Source organism: Hymenobacter ruricola (genome assembly GCF_015694525.1).
GTDB lineage: Bacteria > Bacteroidota > Bacteroidia > Cytophagales > Hymenobacteraceae > Hymenobacter > Hymenobacter ruricola.
The window spans coordinates 25,591-50,304 of sequence record NZ_JADQDM010000026.1; the positions used below are offsets into that span (position 1 = coordinate 25,591).

At 60.7% G+C, this 24,714-nt stretch carries 21 protein-coding genes and 1 tRNA gene; 13 read left to right on the forward strand and 9 right to left on the reverse strand.

Features of this window, described 5'->3' with window-relative positions:
• Nucleotides 1-12 precede the first annotated feature (12 nt).
• The 4 genes from carB (at nt 13) to I2H31_RS25565 (ending at nt 6,500) form a co-directional block, all read left to right on the forward strand.
• A complete protein-coding gene (gene carB / locus I2H31_RS24375; RefSeq protein ID WP_196295678.1) occupies nt 13-3,243 on the forward strand; it encodes a carbamoyl-phosphate synthase (glutamine-hydrolyzing) large subunit in 3,231 nt (1,076 codons plus the stop codon).
• Between the two features lie 334 nt (nt 3,244-3,577).
• A complete protein-coding gene (locus I2H31_RS24385; protein WP_196295680.1) occupies nt 3,578-5,011 on the forward strand; it encodes a tetratricopeptide repeat protein in 1,434 nt (477 codons plus the stop codon).
• A 111-nt stretch (nt 5,012-5,122) separates the two neighbouring features.
• Nucleotides 5,123-6,067 (forward strand): Rossmann-fold NAD(P)-binding domain-containing protein, encoded by a 945-nt coding sequence (locus I2H31_RS24390; RefSeq protein ID WP_196295681.1) that lies wholly within the window; start codon nt 5,123-5,125, stop codon nt 6,065-6,067.
• A 298-nt stretch (nt 6,068-6,365) separates the two neighbouring features.
• The gene (locus tag I2H31_RS25565) at nt 6,366-6,500 is read left to right on the forward strand and encodes a hypothetical protein (protein WP_262895816.1); all 135 of its coding nucleotides are present in this window, start codon (nt 6,366-6,368) and stop codon (nt 6,498-6,500) included.
• A gap of 572 nt (nt 6,501-7,072) precedes the next feature.
• On the opposite strand, the gene I2H31_RS24395 is transcribed toward I2H31_RS25565, so the two are convergent.
• Together I2H31_RS24395 and I2H31_RS24400 are read right to left on the reverse strand one after the other, a co-directional pair.
• A complete protein-coding gene (locus I2H31_RS24395; RefSeq protein WP_196295682.1) occupies nt 7,073-7,456 on the reverse strand; it encodes a VOC family protein in 384 nt (127 codons plus the stop codon).
• A gap of 36 nt (nt 7,457-7,492) precedes the next feature.
• Nucleotides 7,493-7,897 (reverse strand): helix-turn-helix domain-containing protein, encoded by a 405-nt coding sequence (locus I2H31_RS24400; RefSeq protein ID WP_196295683.1) that lies wholly within the window; start codon nt 7,895-7,897, stop codon nt 7,493-7,495.
• A 151-nt stretch (nt 7,898-8,048) separates the two neighbouring features.
• Here I2H31_RS24400 and I2H31_RS24405 point away from each other — a divergent pair, with 151 nt between their 5' ends.
• Nucleotides 8,049-9,101 carry a LamG domain-containing protein gene (locus I2H31_RS24405; protein WP_196295684.1) on the forward strand — a complete coding sequence of 351 codons (1,053 nt, stop codon included), beginning with the start codon at nt 8,049-8,051 and terminating at the stop codon, nt 9,099-9,101.
• Between the two features lie 18 nt (nt 9,102-9,119).
• Here the strand turns inward: I2H31_RS24405 and I2H31_RS24410 are convergent, their stop codons facing one another.
• Nucleotides 9,120-9,506 carry a hypothetical protein gene (locus tag I2H31_RS24410; RefSeq protein WP_196295685.1) on the reverse strand — a complete coding sequence of 129 codons (387 nt, stop codon included), beginning with the start codon at nt 9,504-9,506 and terminating at the stop codon, nt 9,120-9,122.
• Between the two features lie 427 nt (nt 9,507-9,933).
• Nucleotides 9,934-10,728 (reverse strand): S24 family peptidase, encoded by a 795-nt coding sequence (locus I2H31_RS25750; protein ID WP_196295686.1) that lies wholly within the window; start codon nt 10,726-10,728, stop codon nt 9,934-9,936.
• A gap of 721 nt (nt 10,729-11,449) precedes the next feature.
• Here I2H31_RS25750 and I2H31_RS24420 point away from each other — a divergent pair.
• On the forward strand, nt 11,450-13,414 hold the full coding sequence (locus I2H31_RS24420; protein WP_196295687.1) for a hypothetical protein: 1,965 nt from the start codon (nt 11,450-11,452) through the stop codon (nt 13,412-13,414).
• A gap of 194 nt (nt 13,415-13,608) precedes the next feature.
• Here I2H31_RS24420 and I2H31_RS24425 read toward each other — a convergent pair.
• A tRNA-Lys gene (locus tag I2H31_RS24425) sits at nt 13,609-13,681 on the reverse strand.
• Nucleotides 13,682-13,990: 309 nt separating this feature from the next.
• Between I2H31_RS24425 and I2H31_RS24430 the strand changes: the two genes are divergently transcribed.
• The 3 genes from I2H31_RS24430 (at nt 13,991) to I2H31_RS24440 (ending at nt 16,142) form a co-directional block, all read left to right on the forward strand.
• Entirely contained in the window at nt 13,991-14,524 is a 534-nt protein-coding gene (locus I2H31_RS24430; protein ID WP_196295688.1) for a hypothetical protein, read from the forward strand.
• A gap of 40 nt (nt 14,525-14,564) precedes the next feature.
• Nucleotides 14,565-15,389, forward strand: coding sequence for an MOSC domain-containing protein (locus I2H31_RS24435; protein WP_196295689.1), 825 nt, complete (start codon nt 14,565-14,567; stop codon nt 15,387-15,389).
• Between the two features lie 75 nt (nt 15,390-15,464).
• Nucleotides 15,465-16,142, forward strand: coding sequence for a DUF2461 domain-containing protein (locus I2H31_RS24440; RefSeq protein WP_196295690.1), 678 nt, complete (start codon nt 15,465-15,467; stop codon nt 16,140-16,142).
• Between the two features lie 114 nt (nt 16,143-16,256).
• Here the strand turns inward: I2H31_RS24440 and I2H31_RS24445 are convergent, their stop codons facing one another.
• Nucleotides 16,257-16,880, reverse strand: a complete 624-nt coding sequence (locus I2H31_RS24445; RefSeq protein WP_196295691.1) for a deoxynucleoside kinase — start codon at nt 16,878-16,880, stop codon at nt 16,257-16,259.
• 127 nt (nt 16,881-17,007) lie between these two features.
• Between I2H31_RS24445 and I2H31_RS24450 the strand changes: the two genes are divergently transcribed.
• The gene (locus I2H31_RS24450) at nt 17,008-17,460 is read left to right on the forward strand and encodes a hypothetical protein (RefSeq protein WP_196295692.1); all 453 of its coding nucleotides are present in this window, start codon (nt 17,008-17,010) and stop codon (nt 17,458-17,460) included.
• Here the strand turns inward: I2H31_RS24450 and I2H31_RS24455 are convergent.
• On the reverse strand, nt 17,457-17,909 hold the full coding sequence (locus I2H31_RS24455) for a hypothetical protein (protein WP_196295693.1): 453 nt from the start codon (nt 17,907-17,909) through the stop codon (nt 17,457-17,459). The two genes, I2H31_RS24450 and I2H31_RS24455, sit on opposite strands and share 4 nt — an antisense overlap.
• Before the next feature lie 114 nt (nt 17,910-18,023).
• On the opposite strand from I2H31_RS24455, the gene I2H31_RS24460 reads away from it, so the two are divergent.
• Together I2H31_RS24460 and I2H31_RS24465 are read left to right on the forward strand one after the other, a co-directional pair.
• Nucleotides 18,024-18,551, forward strand: coding sequence for a GNAT family N-acetyltransferase (locus I2H31_RS24460; RefSeq protein WP_196295694.1), 528 nt, complete (start codon nt 18,024-18,026; stop codon nt 18,549-18,551).
• Nucleotides 18,552-18,577: 26 nt separating this feature from the next.
• The gene (locus I2H31_RS24465) at nt 18,578-18,808 is read left to right on the forward strand and encodes a CDGSH iron-sulfur domain-containing protein (RefSeq protein ID WP_196295695.1); all 231 of its coding nucleotides are present in this window, start codon (nt 18,578-18,580) and stop codon (nt 18,806-18,808) included.
• 78 nt (nt 18,809-18,886) lie between these two features.
• Here the strand turns inward: I2H31_RS24465 and I2H31_RS24470 are convergent, their stop codons facing one another.
• Together I2H31_RS24470 and I2H31_RS24475 are read right to left on the reverse strand one after the other, a co-directional pair.
• The gene (locus tag I2H31_RS24470; RefSeq protein ID WP_196295696.1) at nt 18,887-21,514 is read right to left on the reverse strand and encodes a T9SS type A sorting domain-containing protein; all 2,628 of its coding nucleotides are present in this window, start codon (nt 21,512-21,514) and stop codon (nt 18,887-18,889) included.
• A 53-nt stretch (nt 21,515-21,567) separates the two neighbouring features.
• On the reverse strand, nt 21,568-24,231 hold the full coding sequence (locus I2H31_RS24475) for a T9SS type A sorting domain-containing protein (RefSeq protein WP_196295697.1): 2,664 nt from the start codon (nt 24,229-24,231) through the stop codon (nt 21,568-21,570).
• A 217-nt stretch (nt 24,232-24,448) separates the two neighbouring features.
• Between I2H31_RS24475 and I2H31_RS24480 the strand changes: the two genes are divergently transcribed.
• Nucleotides 24,449-24,714 (forward strand): helix-turn-helix domain-containing protein (locus tag I2H31_RS24480; protein WP_196295698.1); only part of this gene is annotated, 266 nt, incomplete at its 3' end.

Genomic DNA, 24,714 nt, shown 5'->3' on the forward strand with positions numbered 1-24,714 from the left:
CTCATCCCCAGAATGAATAAACCCAATAAAGTTCTCATCCTCGGTTCCGGCGCGCTAAAAATTGGCGAGGCCGGCGAATTTGACTACTCCGGCTCCCAGGCCCTCAAGGCGCTGAAAGAGGAAGGCATCCGCACCATCCTCATCAACCCCAACATTGCCACCGTGCAAACGTCGGACAACATGGCCGACGACGTATATTTCCTGCCCGTGACGCCCTTCTTCGTGGAGGAAGTCATCAGGAAAGAGCAGCCTGATGGAATTCTGGTGGCCTTTGGCGGCCAAACGGCGTTGAACTGCGCCGTGGCCCTGTTCCGCGGCGGGGTGTTTGAGAAATACGGCGTGAAGGTGCTGGGCACGCCCGTGCAGAGCATCATCGACACCGAGGACCGGGATATTTTCAAGGACAAGCTCGACCAGATTGGCGTGCTCACGGCCCGTAGCGTGGCCGTGACGACGATGGAAGACGCCCTGGCCGCTGGCGAGAAAATTGGCTTTCCTATTATCGTGCGGGCGGCGTTTGCGCTGGGCGGCCTGGGCAGCGGCTTCGCCAACAACATGGACGAGCTGCGGGCCCTGGCCCAGAAATCCTTCACCACCTCCGACCAGATTCTGGTGGAAGAATCCTTGAAGGGCTGGAAGGAAGTGGAATACGAAGTGGTGCGCGACCAATACGATAACTGCATCACGGTCTGCAACATGGAGAACTTCGACCCCATCGGCATCCACACCGGCGAGAGCATCGTGGTGGCCCCGTCGCAGACCTTGAGCAACCGCGAGTACCACAAGCTGCGCAGCATCGGCATCAAGACCATTCGTCACCTCGGCATTGTGGGCGAGTGCAACATTCAGTACGCCCTCGACCCCGCTTCGGAAGATTACCGGGTAATTGAAGTGAACGCGCGCCTGTCCCGCTCCTCTGCGCTGGCCTCGAAGGCCACGGGCTACCCGCTGGCTTTTGTGGCGACCAAGCTGAGTTTGGGCTACTCATTGTCGGAGCTGAAAAACAGCGTGACGCAGACTACCTCGGCGTTTTTCGAGCCGGCTCTGGACTACGTGGTGGTGAAGCTGCCGCGCTGGGACCTGGGCAAATTCGAGGGCGTGAACCGGCAGATTGGCAGCGCCATGAAGAGCGTGGGCGAGGTCATGGCCATCGGCAAATCCTTCGAGGAAGCCATTCAAAAGGGTCTGCGGATGCTGGACACCGGCAAGCGCGGCTTCGTGGCCAACAAGCCCGAAACCGTCGATAACGCCACCATCGACCAGCTGCTGAGCGAGCCCAACGAGGAGCGCATCTTCGCCATTAACCTGGCGTTTGAGGCCGGCTACACCCTGCCCCAGGTGCACGAACTGACCAAAATCGACCATTGGTTTTTGCAGCGCCTGTACACCATTTTCCAGCTTGGCAAGAAGCTGGCCGACGGCCGCAACAATGGCGTGGACGGTCTGGAAACCAAGCTGCTACGCAAGGTAAAGAAAGCCGGCTTCTCCGACCAGCAGATTGCCGTGCAGCTGCTGGGCGAAGGCGACGTGAAAGCCGACGAGTTGCTGGTGCGCGCCCGCCGCAAGGCGCTGGGCGTGCTGCCGGTCATCAAGCAGATTGACACGCTGGCGGCCGAATTCCCGGCCAAAACCAACTACCTCTACAGCACCTACCACGGCACCGAAAACGACCTGGCGCCCGAAACCGACAAGTCCATTGTGGTGCTGGGCTCGGGCGTGTACCGCATCGGCTCGTCGGTGGAGTTTGACTGGTGCGGCGTGAATGCCGTGCAAACGGCCGCCGCCGAAGGCTACAAAACCATCATCATCAACTACAACCCCGAAACCGTTTCGACCGATTACGACGTCTCGGACCGGCTGTATTTCGAGGAGCTGAGCTTCGAGCGAGTAATGGACATCTTAGAATTTGAGCAGCCGGAGGGCGTCATTCTCTCCACCGGCGGCCAGATTCCCAACAACCTCGCCACCCGCCTGGCCGAGGCGAAGGCGCCCATCCTGGGCACCGCGCCGGCCCGCATCGACGAGGCCGAAAACCGCCACAAGTTCTCCAGCATCATGGACGAGTTGGGCATCGCGCAGCCCCGCTGGAAGGAGTTGACCTCGCTGGAAGCCATGCACGAATTCGTGCAGGAAGTAGGCTTCCCGGTGCTCATCCGGCCGAGCTACGTGCTGTCGGGCGCGGCCATGAACGTGGTTTCCAACCCCCACGAGCTGGGCGCTTTCCTGCAAACAGCCGTGGAAGTGAGCGCCGAATACCCGGTGGTGGTGTCGGAATTCATCCAAGAAGCCAAGGAAATTGAACTGGATGCGGTGGCCGACAAAGGCGAAATCGTGAGCTACGCCATTTCCGAGCACGTAGAATTCGCCGGTGTGCACTCCGGCGACGCCACCATGTACTACCCGCCCCAAAAGGTGTACGTGGGCACCATTCGCAAGCTGAAAATCATCGCCGAGAAAATTGCCCGGCGCTACGAAATCAGCGGCCCGTTCAACATCCAGTTCCTGGAAAAAGACGGTGAAATTCGGGTAATTGAGTGCAACATCCGCGCCTCGCGCAGCTACCCCTTCGTGTCGAAAGTATCGGGCAACAACCTGATTCAGAAGGCCACGCAGGTGCTGCTGGGCAAAAAAGTGGAGCGCGACGAAAGCGAGCGGGTGTACGACCTGCCCTTCGTGGGCGTGAAGGCCCCGCAGTTCTCCTTCACCCGCCTGCCCGGCGCCGACCCGGTGCTGCGCGTCGACATGGTGAGCACCGGCGAAGTAGGCTGCCTGGGCGACACCGCCGAGGAAGCCCTGCTGAAAGCGATGCTGAGCGTGGGTTACAAAATCCCGCAAAAAACCGTGCTGATTTCCGGCGGCCCCATCACCTCCAAAGTGACGCTGCTTTCCGCCGTGGAGCAACTCGTGCGCAAGGGCTACACCATTTTCGCCACCCAAGGCACGCACCGCTTCTTCGCCGAAAACAATATCCCCAGCAGCCTCCTTTTCTGGCCCGACGACTACCAGGAGCCCAACGTGCTGACGTATTTGAAGGAAAAGAAAATTGACCTGGTCATCAATATCCCGAAAAACCTCTCCAAAGGCGAGCTGGATAACGACTACAAAATCCGCCGCACCGCCATCGACTTCGGCGTCCCGCTGCTGACAAATGCACGTCTGGCGAAGGCGTTTATTCAGGCTTTCTGTACGCTGGAGATGAAGGATTTGAAGATTAAGAGCTGGAACGAGTATAAGGCAATGTAAATTGGCAGCGCGGACTGAATAAGAGTCCGCGCTTTTTGCACATATACTCTATAAAGCATAGCAGGCCAATAATCTAGGTTACTACGGCTTACTTTTCCAGCGAATACAATGCAAGCTTCTCCTAAAATATACATTTCATACAGCTGGTCAGAACAAGAAATGCTCATAGCTGATACAATTGACCAAGACTGGCAGTCCGTTGGCATCAAACTAATACGTGATAAACGTGACGTAAACTACAAAGATTCTCTCAAGGATTTCATGCGAAGCATGTCTGAAGGGGACTATGTACTAGTTATAATAGGTCAGGGCTATTTGCAGTCTAAAAAATTGTATGTTCGAAGCTTTAGAGCTATTTCAGCATCCAGACTTTAAAAACAAAATCCTTCCTATAATAGCACCCAACGCTGGCATACATAGTGGGCTAGGAAAAATAAAATATGTTAGGTATTGGGAAGAGAAGATATCTGAACTTAACCAAGAAATAAAATCACTCGGCAATGTATCTAATATCCAAAGCATTAGCGAAGAGCTACATCATTTCACCAGAATACGCAATTCATTTTCTGATTTCGCAGGAATATTAAGCGACATGAGGGCAGCAACTTGGCCGGAAATTAGAGGAAATCAATACAAAGAAATATTCGAGCACATTGGATTTAGTGCTGAAGATACTGGCATCAAAGCCGAATGTTTACAAATTCTTGATATTAAGGACAAAGAAGAGAAGGAACTACAGCTGTACCGACTTTATGCTAAGTACCCGAGAAATTATACTGTACTATACGGCCTAGTTTCAACATTACATCAAGCTGGTGAATTCAAGAAGGCTAAAAGCCATTTACTTGAGATAATGAAAATTTATCAAGAAGAGTGGATATCATATTTCATACTTGGCGACATTGAAATGAACCTTGAAAATTATGAAGAGGCTTTAATATTATTTAATAAAGCATTGGCAATTAGACCTGATAGTTATGAGACACATTACAGTTTAGCCCAATACTATAACCAAGTGGAAGATGCTTCCAAAATGCGTGAACATCTTGAAAGAGCGTTAGAAATCGCACCAGACAGCACAAACAGCCCAGGATTACTTAGCCAACTGTCTATTTTACTAAATAATCAATTCAATGATTTGAACGGCGCTTGTGCTATGCTTGAACAAGCTATAAAGTTGGAGCCCAATAATGATAAGCTTTACTACAACTTAGGCTTCTTGTTATTGCAAAGTGGCGATAACGCAAAATATGACCAAGCCCGCGAGAATTACGAGCATGCTCTAGCTATTAACCCTAAGCAGGTACAGGCACAAAGAGACCTTGGCTACCTATTTTACATGCATTTCAAAGATTATGATAAGGCGCTAGAGCACTATACCTCTGCGCTAATACTGGAACCGAATAACCCTATAACTCATATGAATATTTCTAATATATACAGGTTGGACCCAAGGTCTTACAAAGAAGCTCTATTTCATGTACAACAAGCCGAACGGTTGGCACCCGAGGACTATACAATTCAATTAAGTTTTGGCCATCTGTTAATGAAACAATTAAAAAATTATCCAGTAGCGCGTACAAAGTTTGAAAAGGCCATTAATCTTGAGCCAAGTAGCGCACAAGCACATTTCGACCTTGCTTTTCTATTGTGCTCAATTGGTCCCATCAAGGAAGAAGAAGTAGCTAGGGAACATTACTTAATTGCCTGTGGATTGTCTCAACAATACAAAACCACAAAAAATGACGCCCTATTTGGCATTGATTAACAGTGCATTATAAATCCTTTGTAATGCTTGTTGGTATACCTACTTCTTGTCTTGTGTAGATATGCCAATAAGCATTATTATTTAATTACATTAGAAAGCTGCAAAAACCAAATGAAAAAATTCACCTCCTTCGCCGATGCCAGCGACTACAAACCTCTGCTCCAACAAGCGCTGGAAATCAAAGCCAACCCTTACGGCTACCAGCACATCGGGCGCAACAAAACCGTCGGCCTCATCTTCTTCAACCCCAGCCTGCGCACCCGCCTCAGCTCGGTGAAAGCGGCCTACAACCTCGGTGCGCAAGCCTGGGTGCTGAACGCCGGCGCCGACTCCTGGACCCTGGAAATGGCCGATGGCGCGGTGATGAACGGCGGCACCCAGGAGCACATCAAAGACGCCATCGCGGTGATGAGCCAATACTGCGACGTGCTGGGCGTGCGCACCTTCCCCACCCTCAAGGACAAGGCCGAGGACTACGGCGAAGTCGTATTCAACAAGATTCTGCAGTACGCCACCGTGCCCGTCATCAGCCTGGAAAGCGCCACGCTGCACCCGCTGCAGTCCTTTGCCGACCTTATCACCGTGGCCGAAACCAAGCAGAAAGAGCGCGTGAAAGTGGTACTCACCTGGGCCCCGCACGTGCGCGCCCTGCCCCAGTGCGTGCCCAATTCCTTCTGCGACTGGTTCTCGGAAATCGACTGGGTCGACTTCGTCATCACCCACCCCGAAGGCTACGAGCTGGACCCCAAATTCACCAAAGGCGCCCGCATCGAATACGACCAGCGCAAGGCCTTGGAAGGTGCCGACTACGTGCAGGCCAAAAACTGGAGCAGCTACCGCGACTACGGCCAGGTACTGCAAAACGACCCCACCTGGATGCTCACCCCCGAGCACATGGCCCTAACCAGCGACGCCAAGTTCCTGCACTGCCTGCCGGTGCGCCGCAACGTGGAAGTGTCTGACGCCGTGCTCGACGCGCCCGGCTCGCTCATCATCCAGGAAGCCGGCAACCGCACCATCTCCATGCAAACCGTGCTGCACGAGCTGCTGAAGTAGCCGCGTAGTATTTCTCGAAGCAAAAGTCTATTCTGCGGAGCTTTTCGCCTGGTGTTTAAAGACACTTCCCGTATTCGCTTATGACTGAACCAACCGTAATCAAAGCGCCCCGTTCTATTTCCAAAATGGGGCGCTTTGCTGCGTTTCCGTTGGGTGTTGATGCATTGTACGGCGGACTCATTTGAACCCAGCTTGCCGCCGGCCCTGAAAGGCTCCATGGACGCCACAATTTGGTAACGCCGATGGCGCAACCCTGCGGCGCTGGCGCGGGTACTGCGAGGGATTATCGCCGACGGCCATGAAATTTGCTACCCTTCGCCCCCGCATCGCCTACCTCCGTTCACGCCAGGCGCGCCTGGTGTACGTGCTGATGGGATTGGTCGCCGCTCTGGGCTTGGGGTGGGCTTTGTGGAAGCATTGGCTGGGCCGGTAGCCCGGCGGGCGTGTATTTCTTTGGGTTTACCCTTTGGCTGCGCTTGCCAAAGGCGTTGGCGGGCGCTGGGCCGCTGCCCTGCCTTTGTTGCGCTACACGCCCCAGACCTGGCGTTGGTGGGTGAGCGCCCGGGGACGCGCCTGGTGAAGTGCGCGGTGGGCAATGAGGAATAACGGCAATGGCCTCCCCCTGCAAGGTGGGGCCCAGCACGAATTGGGTGATGGCGCCCCAACTGCGGTCGTGCAACTCAGCCCACTCCTGCGTCGCAAAATCGAAGCGGCGCACAGTACCGTCTTCCAGGCCCACGAACAGGGCGCCGTCAGCGCTCAGCAATTGGCTAATGGGGAAACCCAAGGGACGTCCGATGGAGCATCCGAAACACTATTCATGGCGTGGCAAGCAAAGGGAGAAGGCATGCGCAGCGCCCCGGCGGATAAGGAACGAGACATATGACGATTCGCTCGGCTATCCTAGCGCGGGCGTACTGGTGGAGAGAAAAGCTCCGACGGGGGGGCTGCTGTTCCGCGGCTCTTGGCACGGCTCCCGGCAACGCTCCCTCGCCCGTGCGGGGACTACAGTTGAACCAGTTGCAGATAATTGCCGCACGTGTCGGCCAAGACCGCCAGCCGCACGGCGCCCATGGCGGTGGGCAGGACGCTGAAGTGCACGCCGTGCCCCAGCAAGCGCTCGTATTCTTGCTGCAAGTCCTCGACGTGGAACATGGCCGCCGGAATGCCGGCCTCGAACCAGGCCTGCTGGTAGGTCTGGGCCGGCGCAAAGCTCATCGGCTCCAGCAGCAGTTCGACGCCGTCGCGCTCGTTTGGGGCAACGACGGTCAGCCACTTGTGTTCCCCGAGGGGAACGTCGGTTTTTTTGACAAAGCCCAGGACCTGGGTGTAAAACGTCAGGGCGTGGGCCTGGTCGGCGACGGGAATACTGGTGAGGCGAATGTTCATGGCGGTGGGGTTGAGGCGGCAAGTAACGGCCCGCGGCTACGACCCGGCTTCTCCAAAATTGCTTTTTGCGCGACGCTGCCGAAATGCGGCGGGCGAACAGCCCGCCCACTCCCGGAACAGCCCCGAAAAGGACGACACGCTGTCGAAGCCGGCCGCGAAGCAGACGTCGCGGACCGATTGGCCGGCCAAGAGCGCGCGCCGGGCGTGCGCCAGGCGCACCGTGCGCAGGTATTCGTGCGGCGTGCAGCCGTAATAGCGCTTGAACTGGCGCAGGAAGTGAAACCGAGAATAGCAGGCCGCCGCGGCCAACTGGCCCAAATCGAGGGGGTCGGCGAACTGCCGGTCGATGAGGTGCCGGGCCCGCCGGAGCCGGTCGCCAACCTCAGGCTGCGGGTAGAGCCGGGCTTGCAACTGCTGCAACTGCTGCTGGTAATATGTCATGCGCGGGCGGCGGGAGGCCAGTATTTCACGGGGGCAAGGTAAATGGCGGGCATAAAAAAACGTCAGGAAGCCGCGGCCTTTTTAGGAGCGACAGGTGGCAAGAGGCGGCACGTACCTTTGCCCCCGATGCTATCTCCGTTATTCTTTTTTCATGAGAAGACTTTTATTCCTCTTGACGGGCTGCCTGTTTGCGCAAAGCGCGGGCGCTCAAGTAAACGCCGGCTTGCTGGGCCGCTTTCCCTTCGACAACAACACGGCCGATGCCTTGGGAAACATGGGCGTGAACAGTGCCACCAACGCGGGCTTCGGGCCCGATGCCCGCAACCAAGCCAACGCGGCGCTGCGGCTGGGCGGCAACGGCGAAGTCTGGATTCTGCCCAACGGCCTGCTCAGCTTCGGCACCACGGGCGACTTCAGCTTCTCGGTGGCTTTCCGGTCGCTGGGCTCGTCTACCCAGGCCTTTTTCACCAACCAGGGGTATTACACGGCAACGGGCACCGGGGCCCGGGGCTGGAGCTTGGGCTTTGACAACGCGCGCGTGGGCAAGGTGTACCTGGGCCTGGTGGCGGCCAGTTCGCCCAACGGTGCGCTTGGGCTGGCCACGCAGGCTTCTTTCAACGACGGGCTCTGGCACACGGCCGCCGCCGTGGTAAACCGGGGCACCCGGGAAATTCGGGTGTACGTGGACGGCGCGGCCCAGCCCCTGACCTACGTCTCGCCCCGCCCCAACTACGGCACAGTCAGCGGGTCGGTGTTCACGCTCGACGCCACGGCCGCGATGTTTGTGGACCTGAACCCGGGCTTCAGCACGAGCACTACGGGCTTTCTGGTCGAGGCAAACCGCTTCGGGCTGGGCCTGAACGGTAGCCTGGACGAGGCCCGCTTTTACAACCGGGCGCTGGCCGCGTCAGAGGTGCAGGCCCTCAACGCACAGGTGCTGGCGGCTGCCCCGGCCCGCGCCGCCGGGGCTGGGGTGCAGTGCTTTCCCAACCCGGCGCGGGACGGCCAACTACGGGTGCGCTGGGCCCAGCCCCTGGCTCCGGTCGCCGGCTCGTTTTACACTGCCCTGGGCCAGCGCGTGGCCCCCACCGTAACGGCCGCGACGGACACCGAGTGGCAGGTGACCGGGCTGGCCCCGGGCCTATACTGGCTCACGGCCCAGGTCAACGGGGCCCGCGTCAGGCAATCCTTCCAGGTGAAATAGCGGGTCCTTGTCATTGGTTCAACAAAAACGCCCCGGTGACGCCGGGGCTTTTTGCTGGTCTACTTCTCCCTTTCCTTGCCCATGACTGCGGGGTGGCTTGGCGGCGGTTACTTGGTAGCGCCACTTGCACGGGCCCGTGCGCTGCTGAGCAGACGTCAGGCTCATTTTCTCCAGCACGGCGCCGCAGCGGGACAAGCCCCGGCAGCCGGGCGAGGCGTAGTATTTGACCGTGTTGCCGATGGCGCAGTAGTACACCGTGCGGCCGCTGGCGTGCTTGGTTTTGACCTTGGCTTTGGCGCCGACGTGGTGATTGACCGTTTTGTGGGTGGTGCAGGGGTGGGTGGCCTGGACGGTGGCCGCGAAGGGCAGGGCCAGCAGGGCGACGTGGAGAAGCAGGCGGTTCACGGGTGGAAAGGTAGGGAGCGGGCGTCAGAAGGGTGTGCAGCAAAAAATACCTGCTCACCAAAAAAAGCTGAAAACGAGAAAAGTAATCCAGGGTAGAAACAACGTTCCTGCGGTAGCAACAGGAAGCATTATGTCTCCACCCATCCGATTTCCTTCCCGCCACGCTTTAATGCCCACCCACCACCATCATACTTAGCATGCTCAGGTACGCGAGCAGTTCCGGCTAGTTAACGCCTACCCCACCCGGTATTGGTGAGAAGAGCATACCGGGTGCCACCAGCAGGAAAGGGTCTTTCATGTTCGGATATCAGCCGAAGCCTTGGCCAAATCATTTTTCAGAAGGCGAAAGCACGAGTATTGCTTGGTCCCCAATTAGGCTAGGCTAGTTTTGGGTTTATGTGAATTGTTTCCTGATGAAGATTTTGGACTAAGCAGCAACCAAGCGCACCGGTACCACTCCATAAAATTCCCGCACCTCCCAAATGGAGTGGATGTCCTTCCGGGCCACTGTGAAAGACCCACCAGCCCCGCCGGTGGCGTGCAGCGTAAGCCCGTCAGTATTGTTGAGGTCGTTTTTTAGAATTGCCTTCACCGTCACGGTATCGTCGTAATCCACGACGCATATAGTATTGTGCAGATACTCCCATTTGCCCTCTGACACCGGCCAGGCAATCACCTGCTGGCCGTCGCGTAGGCTGGGCTCCATGCTGTCCCCCTCGATGTCGAACACCAAAGCATCCTTGTAATCCTCCGCTGTGCGGCCTGGGGGCAAACGGAAGAGCACCTTGTCAAATAGCTCACTGCTCATGAAGCGCTGCAGTTGGGCATAGTTAAACGACGCCCGGGCTTTGAAGCTTACACGGCCCAAATCAATGACGGGGATATCGGAGAGCAGGCCCACAGCCTGTACGTTGTTTTGGCTGGGAGGATAAGAAGAAATTTCTTGTAAGGGAGCTGAAACCTTCGTTTTGAGCATTTCACCCTCGCCAGTAAGCAACCAACGCTCGCTCACTTCAGGATACGCCAGCAAGATTTTTCCAGTAAGCTCGAACCCGGGCTTGGACTTCTTTTTGCCTAAAATGTCCCCGATTGTACCCGTAGGTACTCCTACACGGTCAGCGAAGCGTGCCTGAACACCGCCAGCGAGCCTTTCGATTAAAAAAATTAATCGCTCGTGAACAGGCTGTTGCGTTTTTTCTACGATTTTTCTAGTTTCGGTCACTTGATTTTTCTTGCTTTTTGCTAGAAATATCGCATATCTTTGCCAACATCAACAATCACCCGCAAGATACGCGAATGAAAGTTCTCCAAAATCCCGCCCAAGTTCTACAAGGTGGCAAACTGGGCAGAAAAAGAATCGGGCACAGAACAGGCTGTCCAGCGGGCCGCCCTGATTCAGGGCATTGCTGATGCGGCTTTCGCCAGGCTTGCGGGCAGTGCCAGCCCACAAGCCCGCAAGCGCCCACTCATACAACTAGCCGGGTCGTGGGTGGCTACACGAAATATCGGCGACTGCCGCTCTTCCCGCAGCTTCTGCAAGCGCCACCGCACCCCGTCCACCGATTCTGGTGACTTCTTCCTGCACCAGCTTCATTCAGCAAGGCCTCCCAAGTATCAGGCGGCGCATATAAGAACTTCGATGCGCCCTGCCGCTGTCGCAACAGTAGCTCTGCTTGCGCAAAGAGAATGACACCCAGTTCCTCATTAAGCACTTGGATGTCGCCCTGGGCAGCAGGCGCAGTGGGTCGGCAGCCATAAGTCAGTCCAATATCGGGGAGCAATAAAAATTCACAGAAAGTCAATTTTATTAGCAATAATTGCCAACTAAATTAGTTACGTTTGTGTACTAAACATGTTAGCTATTCAGCAGCGTCGATGCATAGGCGAGGCTAGTTACGCAATGTGTTTACCACATATTATCAACCCTTTACCCTTTTACACTTATGAATGCTTACGTTTTTGACAACTTAGTTGACTTGGCGGGCACGCTGGGCGCAACGCACGACACGGCAACTCTGCTTGGCCGTAACACCCCTGGAGACGGCGGCGGCAGCCCGTTCTTCTGGGACGACTCCTCCACGGCCACTGGCGACGGCGTGATGGTCGTGCAAGTGCCCGGCGTCGCGCAAGGCCGGTGGGTGCGCATCACGGAAAACAACACGCTCAACCTGTGCTGGTTTGGGGCCAAAGCCGACCGGCCCGAATCGGCCGGGACTTCCACCAGCAACGTTCAAGACAACCTACCGGCCATGCAGGCGGCGCTGGACTTTGTGGCCAACCATTCCAAGTACCGCACCATCTACGTACCGTCCGCCCCGGTGGGACTGTCGTACTTCTTTTCCGACACCATCCACGTGTACGTCAACGTGCAGATTGAAGGGGAAGGCAATTTGTTCTACGATTACCCGACGGCCTTTTCCTTCCTGGGGACCGCCGGCATTCATTTCCATACGGCCCCGACGCCGACGTCCCACGGCGATTTCGTGGCCGCGCTTCGGCGAATCCATTTTGGCAACATCGCGTCTTCGCCCTATCAAGCCGACGGGCAGAAGCACGGCGTAACGGCGGACTGCCGCATGATAATCGAAGACGTGAGCGTCTATAATTTTCAGGGCTGCGGCTTTCGTTTAACCGGCAACGTGCCGGCTTCCAATTCCAGCCTCTGGGAAGTGCACCGGTGCGTGGCTCGTTTCAACGCCGAACACGGCATTCACGTCAGCGGCAGCGACTGCAACGTGGGGAACATCAACAGCTTCGATGCCACCAGCAACAAGTACTGGGGTATTTTGGATGAAAGCATCTACAGTTGCGTGTGGACCAACTGCCACACCAACAACAACAGCGTCTACGGGGATTCTGCCCTGACGGGCTCTACCTGCCGCGTGCACACCGGAAACTTTGTTCAAAAAGTGGACCAAGGCATCCAGTACTATTTTGCTTGCGCGGAAAGCAACACGAACCAAGCGCCTGTTCCCCTTCAAGATACGACGTATTGGACGTATTTGGGCAAGTTTGACCCAAGCGCAACCAACCACCAATTTGATTTGCTAGAAAGCCAGTGGAACACCACGTTTGACGTTTGGAACGCAACGGCTGCGTATGAAAAAGTTCTTTATTATGTTGCCCGGGTGGACAACACGGGCCAGATGCCCGAGGCTGGTTTCATCAGCGGCAAGTGGACCGGCTTCAGCAACGCCACATGGACTTCTATCGGCGAGGTAACCACATTTGCCTCCAATCTCTACTACCGCTGGAACAGCACCCGAACCTTTCGCAGCGGCGGGGCCATTGCCACCGTACCCGTGGCTAATAATTCGGTTTTCGTGGGGCCCTATATCGAAGGAAATCAAGGACACGTCCTCCTGCGCGGGGGGAGCATTTTATTTGGTGGGGAAACTGCCACGCCGGTCTTGGAAGGCACGTTTCTGAAAGGCGGCGGTGGCTTGAGTGTACCTAATGGCCAAGTGGCTTCAGGCTTTGGCTTTCGGTCCTTGGAGGAAGGGGGCTATTCAATGGAGTTCAATAACGGCAACCGCGACTTGGTGCGCACGAAGCACGCCGTGGATTTCACCATCGGCAGCACGTTTGGCGTGACGTACCTTAGCCCCACAGGCGTGCCAGATTTGCCGACGTTCATCCACGACCCCAAGCCGCCAACAACAGACGCGTTGGGGCAGCCAGTGCCCGCGGGCAAAACCCTGTTCGGCACGCATTATGACCGGGCCGGAACGCGCTACCAATTCTATGATGGCGACGTCAGCGTATTGGCGGGTAACTTTTACGCCGAGGTAGGGGGGCAACTACGAGTGATTACGCCGTTCGTGCCTATTGCGGCGAATGGGTACGGCACGCACCCATCGTTCACCACAGCTCAAGACGCGATTGCGTGGCTGCTGCAGAACATGTAACGACGTCGCTGTGCTCATTGGCTAAACGCTAGCTACCTAGCGCTCCAGTTTCTTCTTGCTTCGAAGCCCCGGTTGCATTCAGCAGCCGGGGCTTCATATTTGTTTGTTTACCCGTGCAAAGCGCTAGCTTAAGGGTGCAAGTCCAACTGCATAAAAATAAAAAAGCCCCCGGCTTTACGCCGAGGGCTTTGCGGTGATCCCGCTGGGATTCGAACCCAGGACCCGTACATTAAAAGTGTACTGCTCTACCAGCTGAGCTACAGAATCGGTACCTTGTCACTTCAAAAGGCGCTACCTTTTTTGTGGGCACAAAAGTACGACGACCTCCCGAACTACACAACCTTGACTCAAAAAAAAGTCTCTTTCCTTTCCGTGCGGACGCTTTTACTGGCATTAATCCTGCTGCCTGTCTGGGCATTGGGTACAAAATCGGCTGGAAAAAAAATCTCCGCTATTTCTACGACTACGTCGCTGGCCCTTGTCCGGCAAGCCGATTCGCTGTTCGCGGCCGGGCAATTTTCGGCCGCCGCGGCGGATTATCACCGGCAGGTTTGGAAAGAAAGACGGGTTTCGCCCGTGCTGCTACTGAAAATGGCGTACGTGCAGCAACAGTTGGGGCATTACCCGGCCGCCTTGCTCTACCTGAGCCTGGCGCAGGCGCGCCAGCCGCGGGTGCGCACGTGGCGGCAAATGGTGGCCCTGGCCACGCAGCACCGGCTGGTGGGCTACCCGGCCACCTGGCAGCAGGAGCTGCGGGTGCAGGCCCAGCGCTACTACTACCCGGGGCTGCAGGCGCTGCTGGGCGGGGCCATGGTGGGCGCTGTGTGGTTGCTGTGGCGCCGGGGGCCGCGCGGGGCGTGGCTGGGGTATGCCGCCTACGTGGCGCTGCTGGGCGCCTACCTGCATTGGCTGCGGCCGGTGCCGGCGGGCCTGGTGGCTCGCTCCGGGGCGGCGCTGATGGCGGGGCCCAGCGCGGGCGCGGCATGGTTGAGCACCGCGGCCATCGGCGACCGGCTGCCGGTGCTGGGGCGGCAGGACATCTGGTACCGGGTGGAATGGCAGCGCAAGGTGGCCTTTGTGCGGGCTTCCGACTTGCTGGTGGTGGAGTGAGCGGTTCGCCATCTTGCCATTTCCCGGGTACTTTTGCCGCATGGTTGCACCGCTTCAGCTCACTGGCCTTTTTCTTTATCCCGTTAAGTCCCTGGGCGGCTACGCCGTGCCCGAGGCGGAAGTGACGCCCCGCGGGCTGCGCCACGACCGGCGCTGGCTGCTGGTGGACGAGCGCAACCGCTTCATGACGCAACGGCAGCACCCGGAACTAGCTCTGCTGGCGGTGGCGCCGGCCTACAATGGCTTTCTGATTTCGCACCGTCAACGGCCCGAACTGCTGCCGCTGTTCATTCCCTTTGAGGCCACGCCCGACCGAACGCTGTTTGTGACCTTGTGGGACGACATTCTGTGGGCCTGGCGCGGCGCCCCCGAGGCCGATGACTGGCTGGCCGAAGCCCTGGGCCGCCCCTGCCGGCTGGTGTACATGTCGGACATGGTTCGCCGCGACGTGGAACCCGCGCTCAACCCGGAGGGCCAGCTGGTGAGCTTTGCCGACGGCTACCCCTTCCTGCTGCTGGGCGAGGCGGCGCTGGCCGACTTAAACACCCGCCTAGCCCAGCCCGTTCCGATGAACCGCTTTCGGCCCAACCTGGTGTTTGGCGGTGGCGCGGCGTACGAGGACGATAAGTGGGAGCAATTCCGGATTGGCGACCTGCCTTTCCGGGCCGTGCGGGGCTGCGGGCGCTGCGTGCTGACGACTATTGACCAGGAAACCGCCCGGAGAAGCCCTACCAGCGACCCGCTGCGCACGCTGGCCACCTATCGCCAGGCAGAGAACAGCACGCTTTTTGGCCAAAACGTGACGGGGCCCGACCACGGCCGCCTGCGCGTGGGCGACGCCCTGACGGTGCTCAGCTACAAATAGCCGCCCGCGTGCCGGCCGCAACTCTGGCGCCCGCCGTGGCGTTTTGCGAAGCCGGGCCCTTTGCCCGGCTTTTGCATGGAACTTGACTATTTGCTGAAATTTATGGCCGAGCTGGCGGCTAATAACACCACTGCCTGGATGGCCGCGCACCGTCCGGAATACCAGCGCGCCCGTGCCGCCTGCACCGAGCTGGTGCGCCAGGTGCTGGCCCGCGTGGCCACCACCGACCCCGACCTGGCCAACCTGACCACGGCCGACGTCATGTTTCGGCTGCACAAAAACGACCGCGCCCACCGCGACCCCGAGCCCTACAAGCGCCGCATGGGCGCCGGCCTGAAGCGGGGCGGCCGGCACGCGCCGCGGGCGGGCTATTTCCTGGCCATTCAGCCCGAGGGCAAGAGCTGGCTGGGGGCGGGCACCTTCCACCCCACGCCCGAGATGCTGGCGGCCATTCGGCAGGAAATCCACTACAGCGGCGAGGAATTTCACCGGCTGCGGCAGGCGCCGGGGCTACTGCGCTACTTCCCGGACGGGCTGGACACCACCGGGCCGCAACTGACGCGGCCGCCGCGCGGCTACGCGGCCGATGACCCGGACCTGGCGTGGCTGCGCCTGAAAACCTTCGGGGCCGGGCGATTTTATGCCGACGCGGAAGTGCTGGCGCCGGGGTTTGTGAACGAGGTGGTGGCGGGCATTGCGGCGGCGCAGCCGCTGGTGGATTTTTTCAATCAGGCACTGCCGGTTGCTGAATAAATCTGCTAAAAACCGTCATGTCGAGCTGGTCGAGACATCTCGCGTGCCAGAGTAATAATCACTGCTGCACGCGAGATGTCTCGACCAGCTCGACATGACGGTCTATAGGATATCTTAGAAAAGCCCGAACAGCGTGTTGTTAATCTTGTCGATGATGGTGCCGAGGTCCTCGGGGTTGCGCACGTAGTCGAGCTCGCTCACGTCCACGATGAGGGAACGGCCGGCGCTGTAGCTGCTTATCCACTTCTCGTAGTGCTCGTTGAGGCTTTTGAGGTACTCGATGCTGATGCTGTTTTCGTAGTCGCGGCCGCGCTTCTCAATCTGGCTCACGAGCTTGGGCAGGTCGGCGCGGAGGTAGAGCAGCAGGTCGGGCGGCGCCACTAGGTCAATCATCGACTCGAACAGGGCGTAGTAGTTGTTGTAGTCGCGAGTTTCGAGCAGGCCCGACTCGTGCAGGTTGGCGGCGAAGATGTGGGCGTCTTCGTAGATGGTGCGGTCCTGGATAATGCCGCGGCCGGCCTTCTGCAACTCTTTGATGCGCTGCGTTTGGCGGAAGCGGCCGTTGAGGAAATACACCTGCAGGTGGAAGGCCCAGCGGGGCATGTCGTGGTAAAAATCCTTCAGGTACGGGTTGTCATCCACGTCTTCCAGAAAGACTTCCCAACGGAAATGGTGGGCCAGCTTGTGGGCCAGCGTGGTTTTACCGGCCCCAATGTTGCCGACGATGGCAATGTGCATGCGCTACGAACGAAAAAGGCGAGAGAAAAGCAGAACCCCAAAGGTAGCAGCCCAACCGTATTTTGCCGGCTTTATCAAACACTTGCTATATTTGGAAAAGCTTGCGAAATTGTTGTAATTTCCTGCTATGCATCCCGCCTCTTCCGACCACCTGCTGACCCTGACCGACGTCCACGGGGCGCCCCTGGCGGAATATTTCTATTACCCGGAGTACAAGCTGCTATACGTGCGCTGGCACGGCCACCTGGCGGGGCCGGAGCTCATCCGGGGGGTGCAGCAGGCGGCGCACTGGCGCGCGCAGTTCGAGTACCCGCTCATTCTGAACGACAAAAGCGACACCGGCGGCGACTGGAGCGACGCCCTGCCCTGGCTGCAGTACGAGTGGCTGCCCCAGGCCCTGAAAGCCGGCGTGCGGGCCATGGCCTACCTGTTTTCGCCCGACCGCGAAAACCAGTTTGCCAGCCACGAATTCATTGCGGCGCTGCGCCCGCACATCGCCATCGAGCAGTTCGACGACCTGGAAACGGCCTTTAAGTGGCTGATTGAGCGCGGGGCGGAAGCGGGCCCGGCGCGCGGCTAGTCCAGCTTTTCTTTTACGTCGCGGGCGCCGCGCAGGGTGTGAAACTCGCCCTGGAAGCTGCGGATGCGCAGGCGCTCTTCGAGGGGCAGCTCGGTGCGCACCTGCTCGTAGCGCTGGTTGAGGCGGGCGAGCACCTGGCCGGCGGCGTCCCACTGCTGGGCAGTCCAGGCGCGGCGCTCGTCGCGGGTGGTGGCAATGAACCGCTCGTAGAGGTCGGGCATCTGGTGGGCGCTCACCTGGGCCAGGTTCACGTCGGAGCTGAGCAGGTGCTGCTGCACGGGGTCGGACGCGGCGGGGCGGGCGGCGCGGGGCCGGGCCAGGGCGGCCGAAGGGCGGGCGCCGGTGAGCTCGCCGCGCCGGAGCAGCTCGTCCTGGGGGGTGCCGGTTTGGGCCCGGCCGGCGAGGGGCAGGCCGGCCAGCAACAGAAAAAAGAGAGAGGCAGATTTCATGCGTAAGCGAAAATGAACGTTTGGAGTCGGCTTTTTAACGCAAGGAGCGCGCCAACCGTATGAAACGCGCGGCCTGTTTCGGTTTTTTCGCCGCAATTTCGTGTTTTGCCGCTTATGACTTCTGACGCCCAACTCGCCCTGCCGCGCATCGAGCCCGCCACGCTCAAGGACATCCCGACTATTATTCAGCTGGCCGAGGCTACGTGGGAGCCCACCTACCGCTTCATCATCTCGCGCGAGCAGCTGGAGTACATGTACCGGGTGATTTACACGTCGACCTCGCTGAAGCGGCAGATGGCCGAGCAGCGCCACACCTTCCTGCTGGCGTACGTGGACGGCGAGCCGGTGGGCTTTGCGTCCTTCAGCCCCCTGCCGGCCGAGGAAGACGGCGGCACCGGCTACAAGCTGCACAAGATTTACGTGCTGCCCACGCGGCAGGGCCAGGGCCTGGGCGTGCACCTCATCGAGGCGGTGGAAAACGCGGCCCGCGCCGCCGGCGGCACCTTCCTGGACCTGAACGTGAACCGCTACAACCCCGCCATTGCCTTCTATGAGCGGCGCGGCTTTGCCCGGCAGCGCGAGGTAGACGTGCCCATCGGGCCGTACTTCATGAACGACTACGTGATGCGCAAGCCGCTATAATTTTTACTCATTTACCCCAACTCCCCATGCCCACCAAACTCACCGTCCTTTCCAACGGCTCCCTCCGCGTGGAGGGCGAAGACATCGAACTCGTAGATGCCCAGGGCCAGCCCTACGGCCTCGGCGGCCGCCAGCGCATCAGCATCTGCCGCTGCGGGCTCTCGAAGCAAAAGCCCTTCTGCGACGGCTCGCACAAAGGCCATTTCGAGCACGACGCCACCGCCTTTGACCTGCCAGCGCCCAAGCCGGCCGTGTAGCCCGGCCCGCAAGCCATGCAAAAAGCCCGCTGACCGATTGGCCAGCGGGCTTTTTGCATTTTTCAGCACGCCGCTTTCTTATTCCACCACCAGGCGCTGGCTAAGTTGGCCGCAACGCACCACGTAGACACCGGCGGGCAGCCCGCGCAGGTCCAATTCAGCCTCGGGCGTGGCCGGGGCGGGGTACTGCCGCACGGGGCGGCCCAGCGCATCAGTGAGGGTGATGCCCTGGCGGGGGGTACTGGCGGGCAGGCGCAACGTAGCTGTGCCGTGGGCCGGGTTGGGGAACAGGGCCGCGAAACCAGTTGGAGCAGCGGCGCGGGCAGCCAGCGGCACGCTGGGGTCGTAGATGCCGAAGCGGGACATGACCTTGCTGCCATCGCCAACGCCGGTGAAGGACCCGCCGACGTACACCTTGCCGCTGGTTCCCATGGTCAGGGCGGTAACGTTGCCGTCGAGGCCGGTGCCGAGCGGGCCCCAGGTGCTCCCGTTCCAGTGCGCAGCGCGGGCCGCTGCCGTCCCGTCGAATTGCGTGAAGCTGCCGCCCACGTACACCTCGCCGTTGCCGGCCAACCCCAGCGCGGAGACGCTGCCATTCGTGCCGTTGGCGGCGCCCGTGCCGATGGGTGCCCAGGCGGTGCCGTTCCAGCGGGCCACCCGGCTGGCCGGGGCCCCGCCGGCCTGCGTGAAGCCGCCGCCCGCGTACACGTCGCCGTTGGCGGCCACCGCCAGCGCATTCACGGAGGCGTCGATGCCGTTGGCCGGGCCCACTCCCAGGCTGCTCCAGGCCGTGCCGTTCCACCGGGCCACGTGGTTGGCGATGATGCCATTGGCCAGGCTGAAGCTGCCGCCCGCGTACAGGTCCCCGTTGCCGGCCAGGGCCAGCGCGCTCACGGTGCCATCCATACCGTTGGTGAGGCCCGAGCCCAGGGTGCTCCAGGTCGTGCCGTTCCACTTCGCTATGAAAGCGGCAGCCACGCTCCCGGCCTGCGTGAAGGCGCCGCCCACGTACAGGTCGCCGTTGGGGGCCAGGGCCAGGGCATTCACGGCGTTGTTGACGCCGCCAGCGGTGCCAGAGCCCAGGCTGCTCCAGGCCGTACCGTTCCACTTGGCCACGTAGCTGATGGCGGTGGGGCCTATTTGCGTGAAGGCGCCGCCGATGTACACGTCGCCGTTAGTAGCCACCGCCACGGCTCGAATGGAGTTGTTGACGATGCCGGTGCCCACCGCGCTCCAGGCCGTGCCGTTCCACTTCGCCACGCCGTTCACATTGGCGCTGCCGGCCAGCCGGAGGTCGCCGGCCGCGTACACGTCGCCGTTGGCAACGGTCGTCAGGGCATAAATCGCGGGGTTGTAGGTGGTGCCGAACACCCCGTTCAGGCCGCTGTTGACGGTGCCCCAGGCCGTGCCGTTCCAGCGGAGCAGGTAGTAGGCGGCGGCCCCGGCAATGGAGTTGGCGCCGGTGCTGGCGGCGTACAGGTCGCCGTTGCCGGCCACGGCCAGCGCCTTTATCGTGGTGCCGATGGCATTGGCGGGGGGCGTGCCCACGGCGCTCCAGGCCGTGCCGTTCCAGCGGGCCACCCGGCTGACGGTGGCGCTCCCGGCCTGCGTGAAGTTGCCGGCGATGTACAAGTCACCGTTGGCGGCCAAGGCCATCGTTTCAACGGCCGCGCCCCCATTGGTGGTAGTGCCCGTGCCCAAGGAGGTCCAGCCGGTGCCGTTCCACTGGGCCACGTTGCCGGCGGATGCGCCGCCCGCCTGCGTGAAGAAGCCGCCCACGTACAGGTTGCCGTTGGGGGCCACAGCCAGCGTATAAATCCCGCCATTGGTTCCGTTGGCCGTGCCCGCGCCCAGGGAAGTCCAGGCGGTGCCGTTCCAGCGGGCCACGTTGTTGGCCGGCAAGCCGCCGGCCTCGGTGAAATTGCCACCGGCGTACACGTCGCCGTTGCCGGCCACGCTCAGGGCGGTAACGGTGGTTCCGCCGGTGCTGCCCAGGCTAATGCCGGCGCCGAGGGCGCTCCAGGCGGTGCCGTTCCAGCGGGCCACGTTGTTGACCGGTATTCCGCCGGCCCGGGTAATGGTGCCGCCCACGTATAAATCGCCGTTCGGGGCCACGGCCAGGGCGGCGGCAAAGCCGTCCAGTTCGCCGGCAGGCCCCGTGCCCAGGGCGCTCCAGGCCGTGCCGTTCCAGCGGGCCAGGCCGTTGGCCGGCACACCTCCGGCCAAGCCAAAAAAGCCGCTGGCGTACACGTCGCCGTTCGGGGCCGCGGCCAGCACCTGCACTTCGCGGTCGGTGCCATTGGCGGTGCCCGTGCCCAAACTGGACCAGGCCGTGCCGTTCCAGCGGGCCACGTAGTTGGCCGCGATGTTGCCGATGAGCCGGAACGCGCCGCCCACGTAAATATCGTTGCCGGACCGCACCACGGTGTTTATGCGCCGTTCGGCGCCGTTCAGGCCCAAGCCGTCCTGCCACCGCTCATCCCCGGCGCCGGCCACGCCCGCGGGCCGAAACACCGGCCGGCCATCGGGCGCGGTGCGCAGGCAAAACCGGCGGGCGTCGAAAGAGCCGGTGGCTTCGGGTTTGAGGGTGCCGTCGGGGTTGAGGGCCGCGGCCAGCGAGGGCGTAGCGGGCGGCGTGGCGGCCCGTGCCAGGGCGGAGAAGCTCAGGACCAGCAGCAGCAGGAAAGAACGTAACGTTTGTTTCATGCCGCGGGCCACAGCAAATACTTTGCCTGAAACCGCCATCCACAACCAGCTGACTACTCCACCACCAAGCGCTGGCTGAGCTGGCCGCAACGCAGCACGTAGGCGCCGGCGGGCAGGCCGCGCAGGTCCAGTTCCGTTTCGGGCGTGGCCGGGGAGCGGTATTGCCGCACCACCCGGCCCAGCGCGTCGGTCAAAACCACGGGCAGACGGGGGGCCCCGGCGGGCAGGCGCAGCGTGGCCACGCCGTGGGCCGGGTTGGGGAACAGAGCCGCAAAGGGCGCGGCCGGGGCCTTCGTGGCCAGCGGCGCGTTGGGGTCGTAGATGCCGAAGTAGGCCATCGCCTTGCTGCCGTCGCCGGTGGCGCCAAAATTCCCACCAGCGTAAAGTTTATTGTTTGTTCCCATAGCTATAGCCAGTACATTTTTATTCGTGCCCGTCCCCAAGCTATTCCAGGAAGCACCATTCCAACGGGATACATAGTTCATGGAGGCACCGCCCGATTGAGTGAAAGTCCCCCCGGCGTACACGTCCCCATTGCCGTCAATTGCCAATCCTGTAACACCAATATTCGAAGCAACGGGGCCAGTAAAGCCACTGCCCAAGTTGCTCCACGCGGTGCCATTCCACATAGCCACCAAGCTGGCCGGTTGGCCACCGGCTTGCCTAAAAGTCCCGCCAGCGTAGACGTCTCCGTTGCCGGCCACCGCCAGCGCAAGGACGGCGCCATCCGTGCCGCTGCCCAATGCGCTCCACGATGTACCATTCCATTTAGCCACCCGGATGGCAGTCGTCCCGCCAGCCTGATTAAAGCTGCCCCCCGCATATAAGTCACCATTTGGAGCCACGGCCAGCGCATACACATCTCCATTTACGCCGTTGGAAAAGCTTGTTCCCAACAGGCTCCAGCTCGTTCCGTTCCAGCGGGCCACTCCTCGGGCAAAAGAGCTGCCGACTCTCACATTGATGCCAGTTCCCCCGACGTAGATGTCCCCATTGGGAGCTTCAGCAAGGGCCGATACTATCCCGCCGTTCACGCCGTTGCCATTGCTGGTGACCAAGGCACTCCAGGCCGTCCCGTTCCATTTGGCAATGCCTTCGGCGGCAACCCCACCGGCGGTGTCAAAGGTGCCCCCCACGTACACGTCCCCGTTTCGAGCAACCAGCAACGCCTCCACTATGGCCAAGCTGCCGGATGCCCTTACGCCATTGGCCGCGCCGGTGCCTAGGGTACTCCACGCCGTGCCGTTCCATTTGGCGATTCGATTCACCGCCACGCCTCCCGCCTGGGTGATATTGCCGCCCACGTACACGTCGCCATTGGGAGCGACGGCCACGGCATAGACTTGCGAGTCCAAGCCCAAAGCGGTAGCACCGCCCACATTGTTCCACGCGGTGCCGTTCCACTTGGCCAAGCGGTTTGCCTTCAGAGCACCGACTTGGGAAAAGATGCCGCCGGCATACACGCTGCCACCCCCGTCAACAGCCACCCCGTAAACCGTGTAGCTGAAAGCGGGGGCCGTGCTGAGCGCCACCCACGCGCTGCCGTTCCAGCGCGCCACGTTGCTGGTTGCCTGGCCGCTGGCCGCGTTAAAGTATCCCCCAGCGTAAACATCACCGTTTGCACCCACCGTCAGGGCATAGACGTAGCCGCCGCCGGGGCTGAGGCTGGTCCAGGCCGCCCCGTTCCAACGAGCGACCTGAGTGAGGCTGAGAGTTGAGGTGCCCCCCAGAAAAAAGCGGCCGCCTGCATATACGTCGCCATTGGGGGCCAGCGCCAGCGCATACACCTCGCCACCGCCAAAGCCACCGTTTCTTCCAGAGTCCATGTCATGCCAAGTGGTGCCGTCCCAGTAAGCAACGCTCTGAGCGCTGTTGGCTCTGCCGGATATGCCAAATATCCCGCCCACGTATAAATTCCCATTGCCTGCCACCGCCAAGGCGTTAACCGTACCAAACACGCCTTCGGCTCCCGTCGCACCCAAGGCACTCCACGCCATGCCGTTCCACTTGGCCACGTTGCTGACCGACGTTGTGGCACTCATCGTAGCCGGTGAGAACCCAGCGAAGGAAAACGACCCGCCCACGTACAAATCCCCGTTTCCGGCCACCGCCACCGCATTCACTTCGCCATTTACGCCGTTGTAGGTCGCCGATGCGCCTACGGCACTCCAGGCCGTGCCATTCCAGCGGGCCACGTTGTTGGCGGCTACGCCGCCCGCCTGGGTGAAGGTGCCGCCCGCGTACACGTCCCCGTTGGGAGCCACGGCCAACGCCAGCACCCCGTTGCCCGTGATACCGCCCCCCAATGCCCGCCAGGTCGTGCCATCCCAGCGGGCTACCCGGCTGGCCGCCGTTTCGCCGATAACGGAAAAAGCCCCGCCGATGTAGATGTTTGCGCCCGACCGCACCACCACGCGCACATCGGCGTCGGCACCTATAGGCAGACCAAACCCGTCCGCCCACCGCTCATCCCCACTCCCGGCCACGCCCGCCGGCCGAAACACCGGCCGCCCGTCCGGCGCCGTCCGCATCCGGAACTGACTGGCATCGAAGGAGCCGTTGGCGCCGGGGCGCAGGGTGCCGTCGGGGTTGAGGGCGGCGGCCAGCGAGGGCGTGGCTGCGGCGGGCGGCGTGCCCGGCCACGTCACGGCCCGCGCCGGGCCGGTCAGTTGGAGCAGGAACAAGGGCAGGAGCCAGCGGAGTAACTGTTTTTTCATAAAGGGTAGTAGAAGAGTCGGCAAAAAGCTAAATGCCTGCTGAAAGGTAGCGAGTAGCGGCAATTCGTTTTCGCGGTGTTATAAGAATCAGGGAGGGGTCAGATTTTATAACAGCGGGTTGTTATAAAATCTGACCCCTCCCTGATTCTTATAACAGCCCGCCCTATCTTGCCCGCTCACTACTAGCCCGGCCCCGGCTGAGGGGCCACGCCCGCGTATGATTCCCCTGATTTCGCCCACCGGCACCGGGCTGCTGGCCGAGCTGCGCGCCTGGTTCGGCCTCACCCAGGCCAACATGGCCCGGCTGCTGGGCGTGGGCCAGGTGCCGGTGGCGCAGGCCGAAACCGGCGCCCGCCTGCTGCCGGCCGCCGCCTGGCCCCGCCTGCGCGCCCTGCAAGCCGCCAGCCGCGCCCCCGCCACCGCCCTGCCCCCGCCCGACCTGGGCCCCCTGCGCGCCCGCCTGGCCCAGTGCCGGGCCCAGGC

Coding starts and splice junctions, on each gene's coding strand:
- carB (WP_196295678.1), top strand. CDS start 13: ATGAATAAACCCAATAAAGTTCTCATCCTCGGTTCCGGCGCGCTAAAA.
- I2H31_RS24385 (WP_196295680.1), top strand. CDS start 3,578: ATGTTCGAAGCTTTAGAGCTATTTCAGCATCCAGACTTTAAAAACAAA.
- I2H31_RS24390 (WP_196295681.1), top strand. CDS start 5,123: ATGAAAAAATTCACCTCCTTCGCCGATGCCAGCGACTACAAACCTCTG.
- I2H31_RS25565 (WP_262895816.1), top strand. CDS start 6,366: ATGAAATTTGCTACCCTTCGCCCCCGCATCGCCTACCTCCGTTCACGC.
- I2H31_RS24395 (WP_196295682.1), bottom strand. CDS start 7,456: ATGAACATTCGCCTCACCAGTATTCCCGTCGCCGACCAGGCCCACGCC.
- I2H31_RS24400 (WP_196295683.1), bottom strand. CDS start 7,897: ATGACATATTACCAGCAGCAGTTGCAGCAGTTGCAAGCCCGGCTCTAC.
- I2H31_RS24405 (WP_196295684.1), top strand. CDS start 8,049: ATGAGAAGACTTTTATTCCTCTTGACGGGCTGCCTGTTTGCGCAAAGC.
- I2H31_RS24420 (WP_196295687.1), top strand. CDS start 11,450: ATGAATGCTTACGTTTTTGACAACTTAGTTGACTTGGCGGGCACGCTG.
- I2H31_RS24435 (WP_196295689.1), top strand. CDS start 14,565: ATGGTTGCACCGCTTCAGCTCACTGGCCTTTTTCTTTATCCCGTTAAG.
- I2H31_RS24440 (WP_196295690.1), top strand. CDS start 15,465: ATGGAACTTGACTATTTGCTGAAATTTATGGCCGAGCTGGCGGCTAAT.
- I2H31_RS24445 (WP_196295691.1), bottom strand. CDS start 16,880: ATGCACATTGCCATCGTCGGCAACATTGGGGCCGGTAAAACCACGCTG.
- I2H31_RS24450 (WP_196295692.1), top strand. CDS start 17,008: ATGCATCCCGCCTCTTCCGACCACCTGCTGACCCTGACCGACGTCCAC.
- I2H31_RS24455 (WP_196295693.1), bottom strand. CDS start 17,909: ATGAAATCTGCCTCTCTCTTTTTTCTGTTGCTGGCCGGCCTGCCCCTC.
- I2H31_RS24460 (WP_196295694.1), top strand. CDS start 18,024: ATGACTTCTGACGCCCAACTCGCCCTGCCGCGCATCGAGCCCGCCACG.
- I2H31_RS24465 (WP_196295695.1), top strand. CDS start 18,578: ATGCCCACCAAACTCACCGTCCTTTCCAACGGCTCCCTCCGCGTGGAG.
- I2H31_RS24470 (WP_196295696.1), bottom strand. CDS start 21,514: ATGAAACAAACGTTACGTTCTTTCCTGCTGCTGCTGGTCCTGAGCTTC.
- I2H31_RS24475 (WP_196295697.1), bottom strand. CDS start 24,231: ATGAAAAAACAGTTACTCCGCTGGCTCCTGCCCTTGTTCCTGCTCCAA.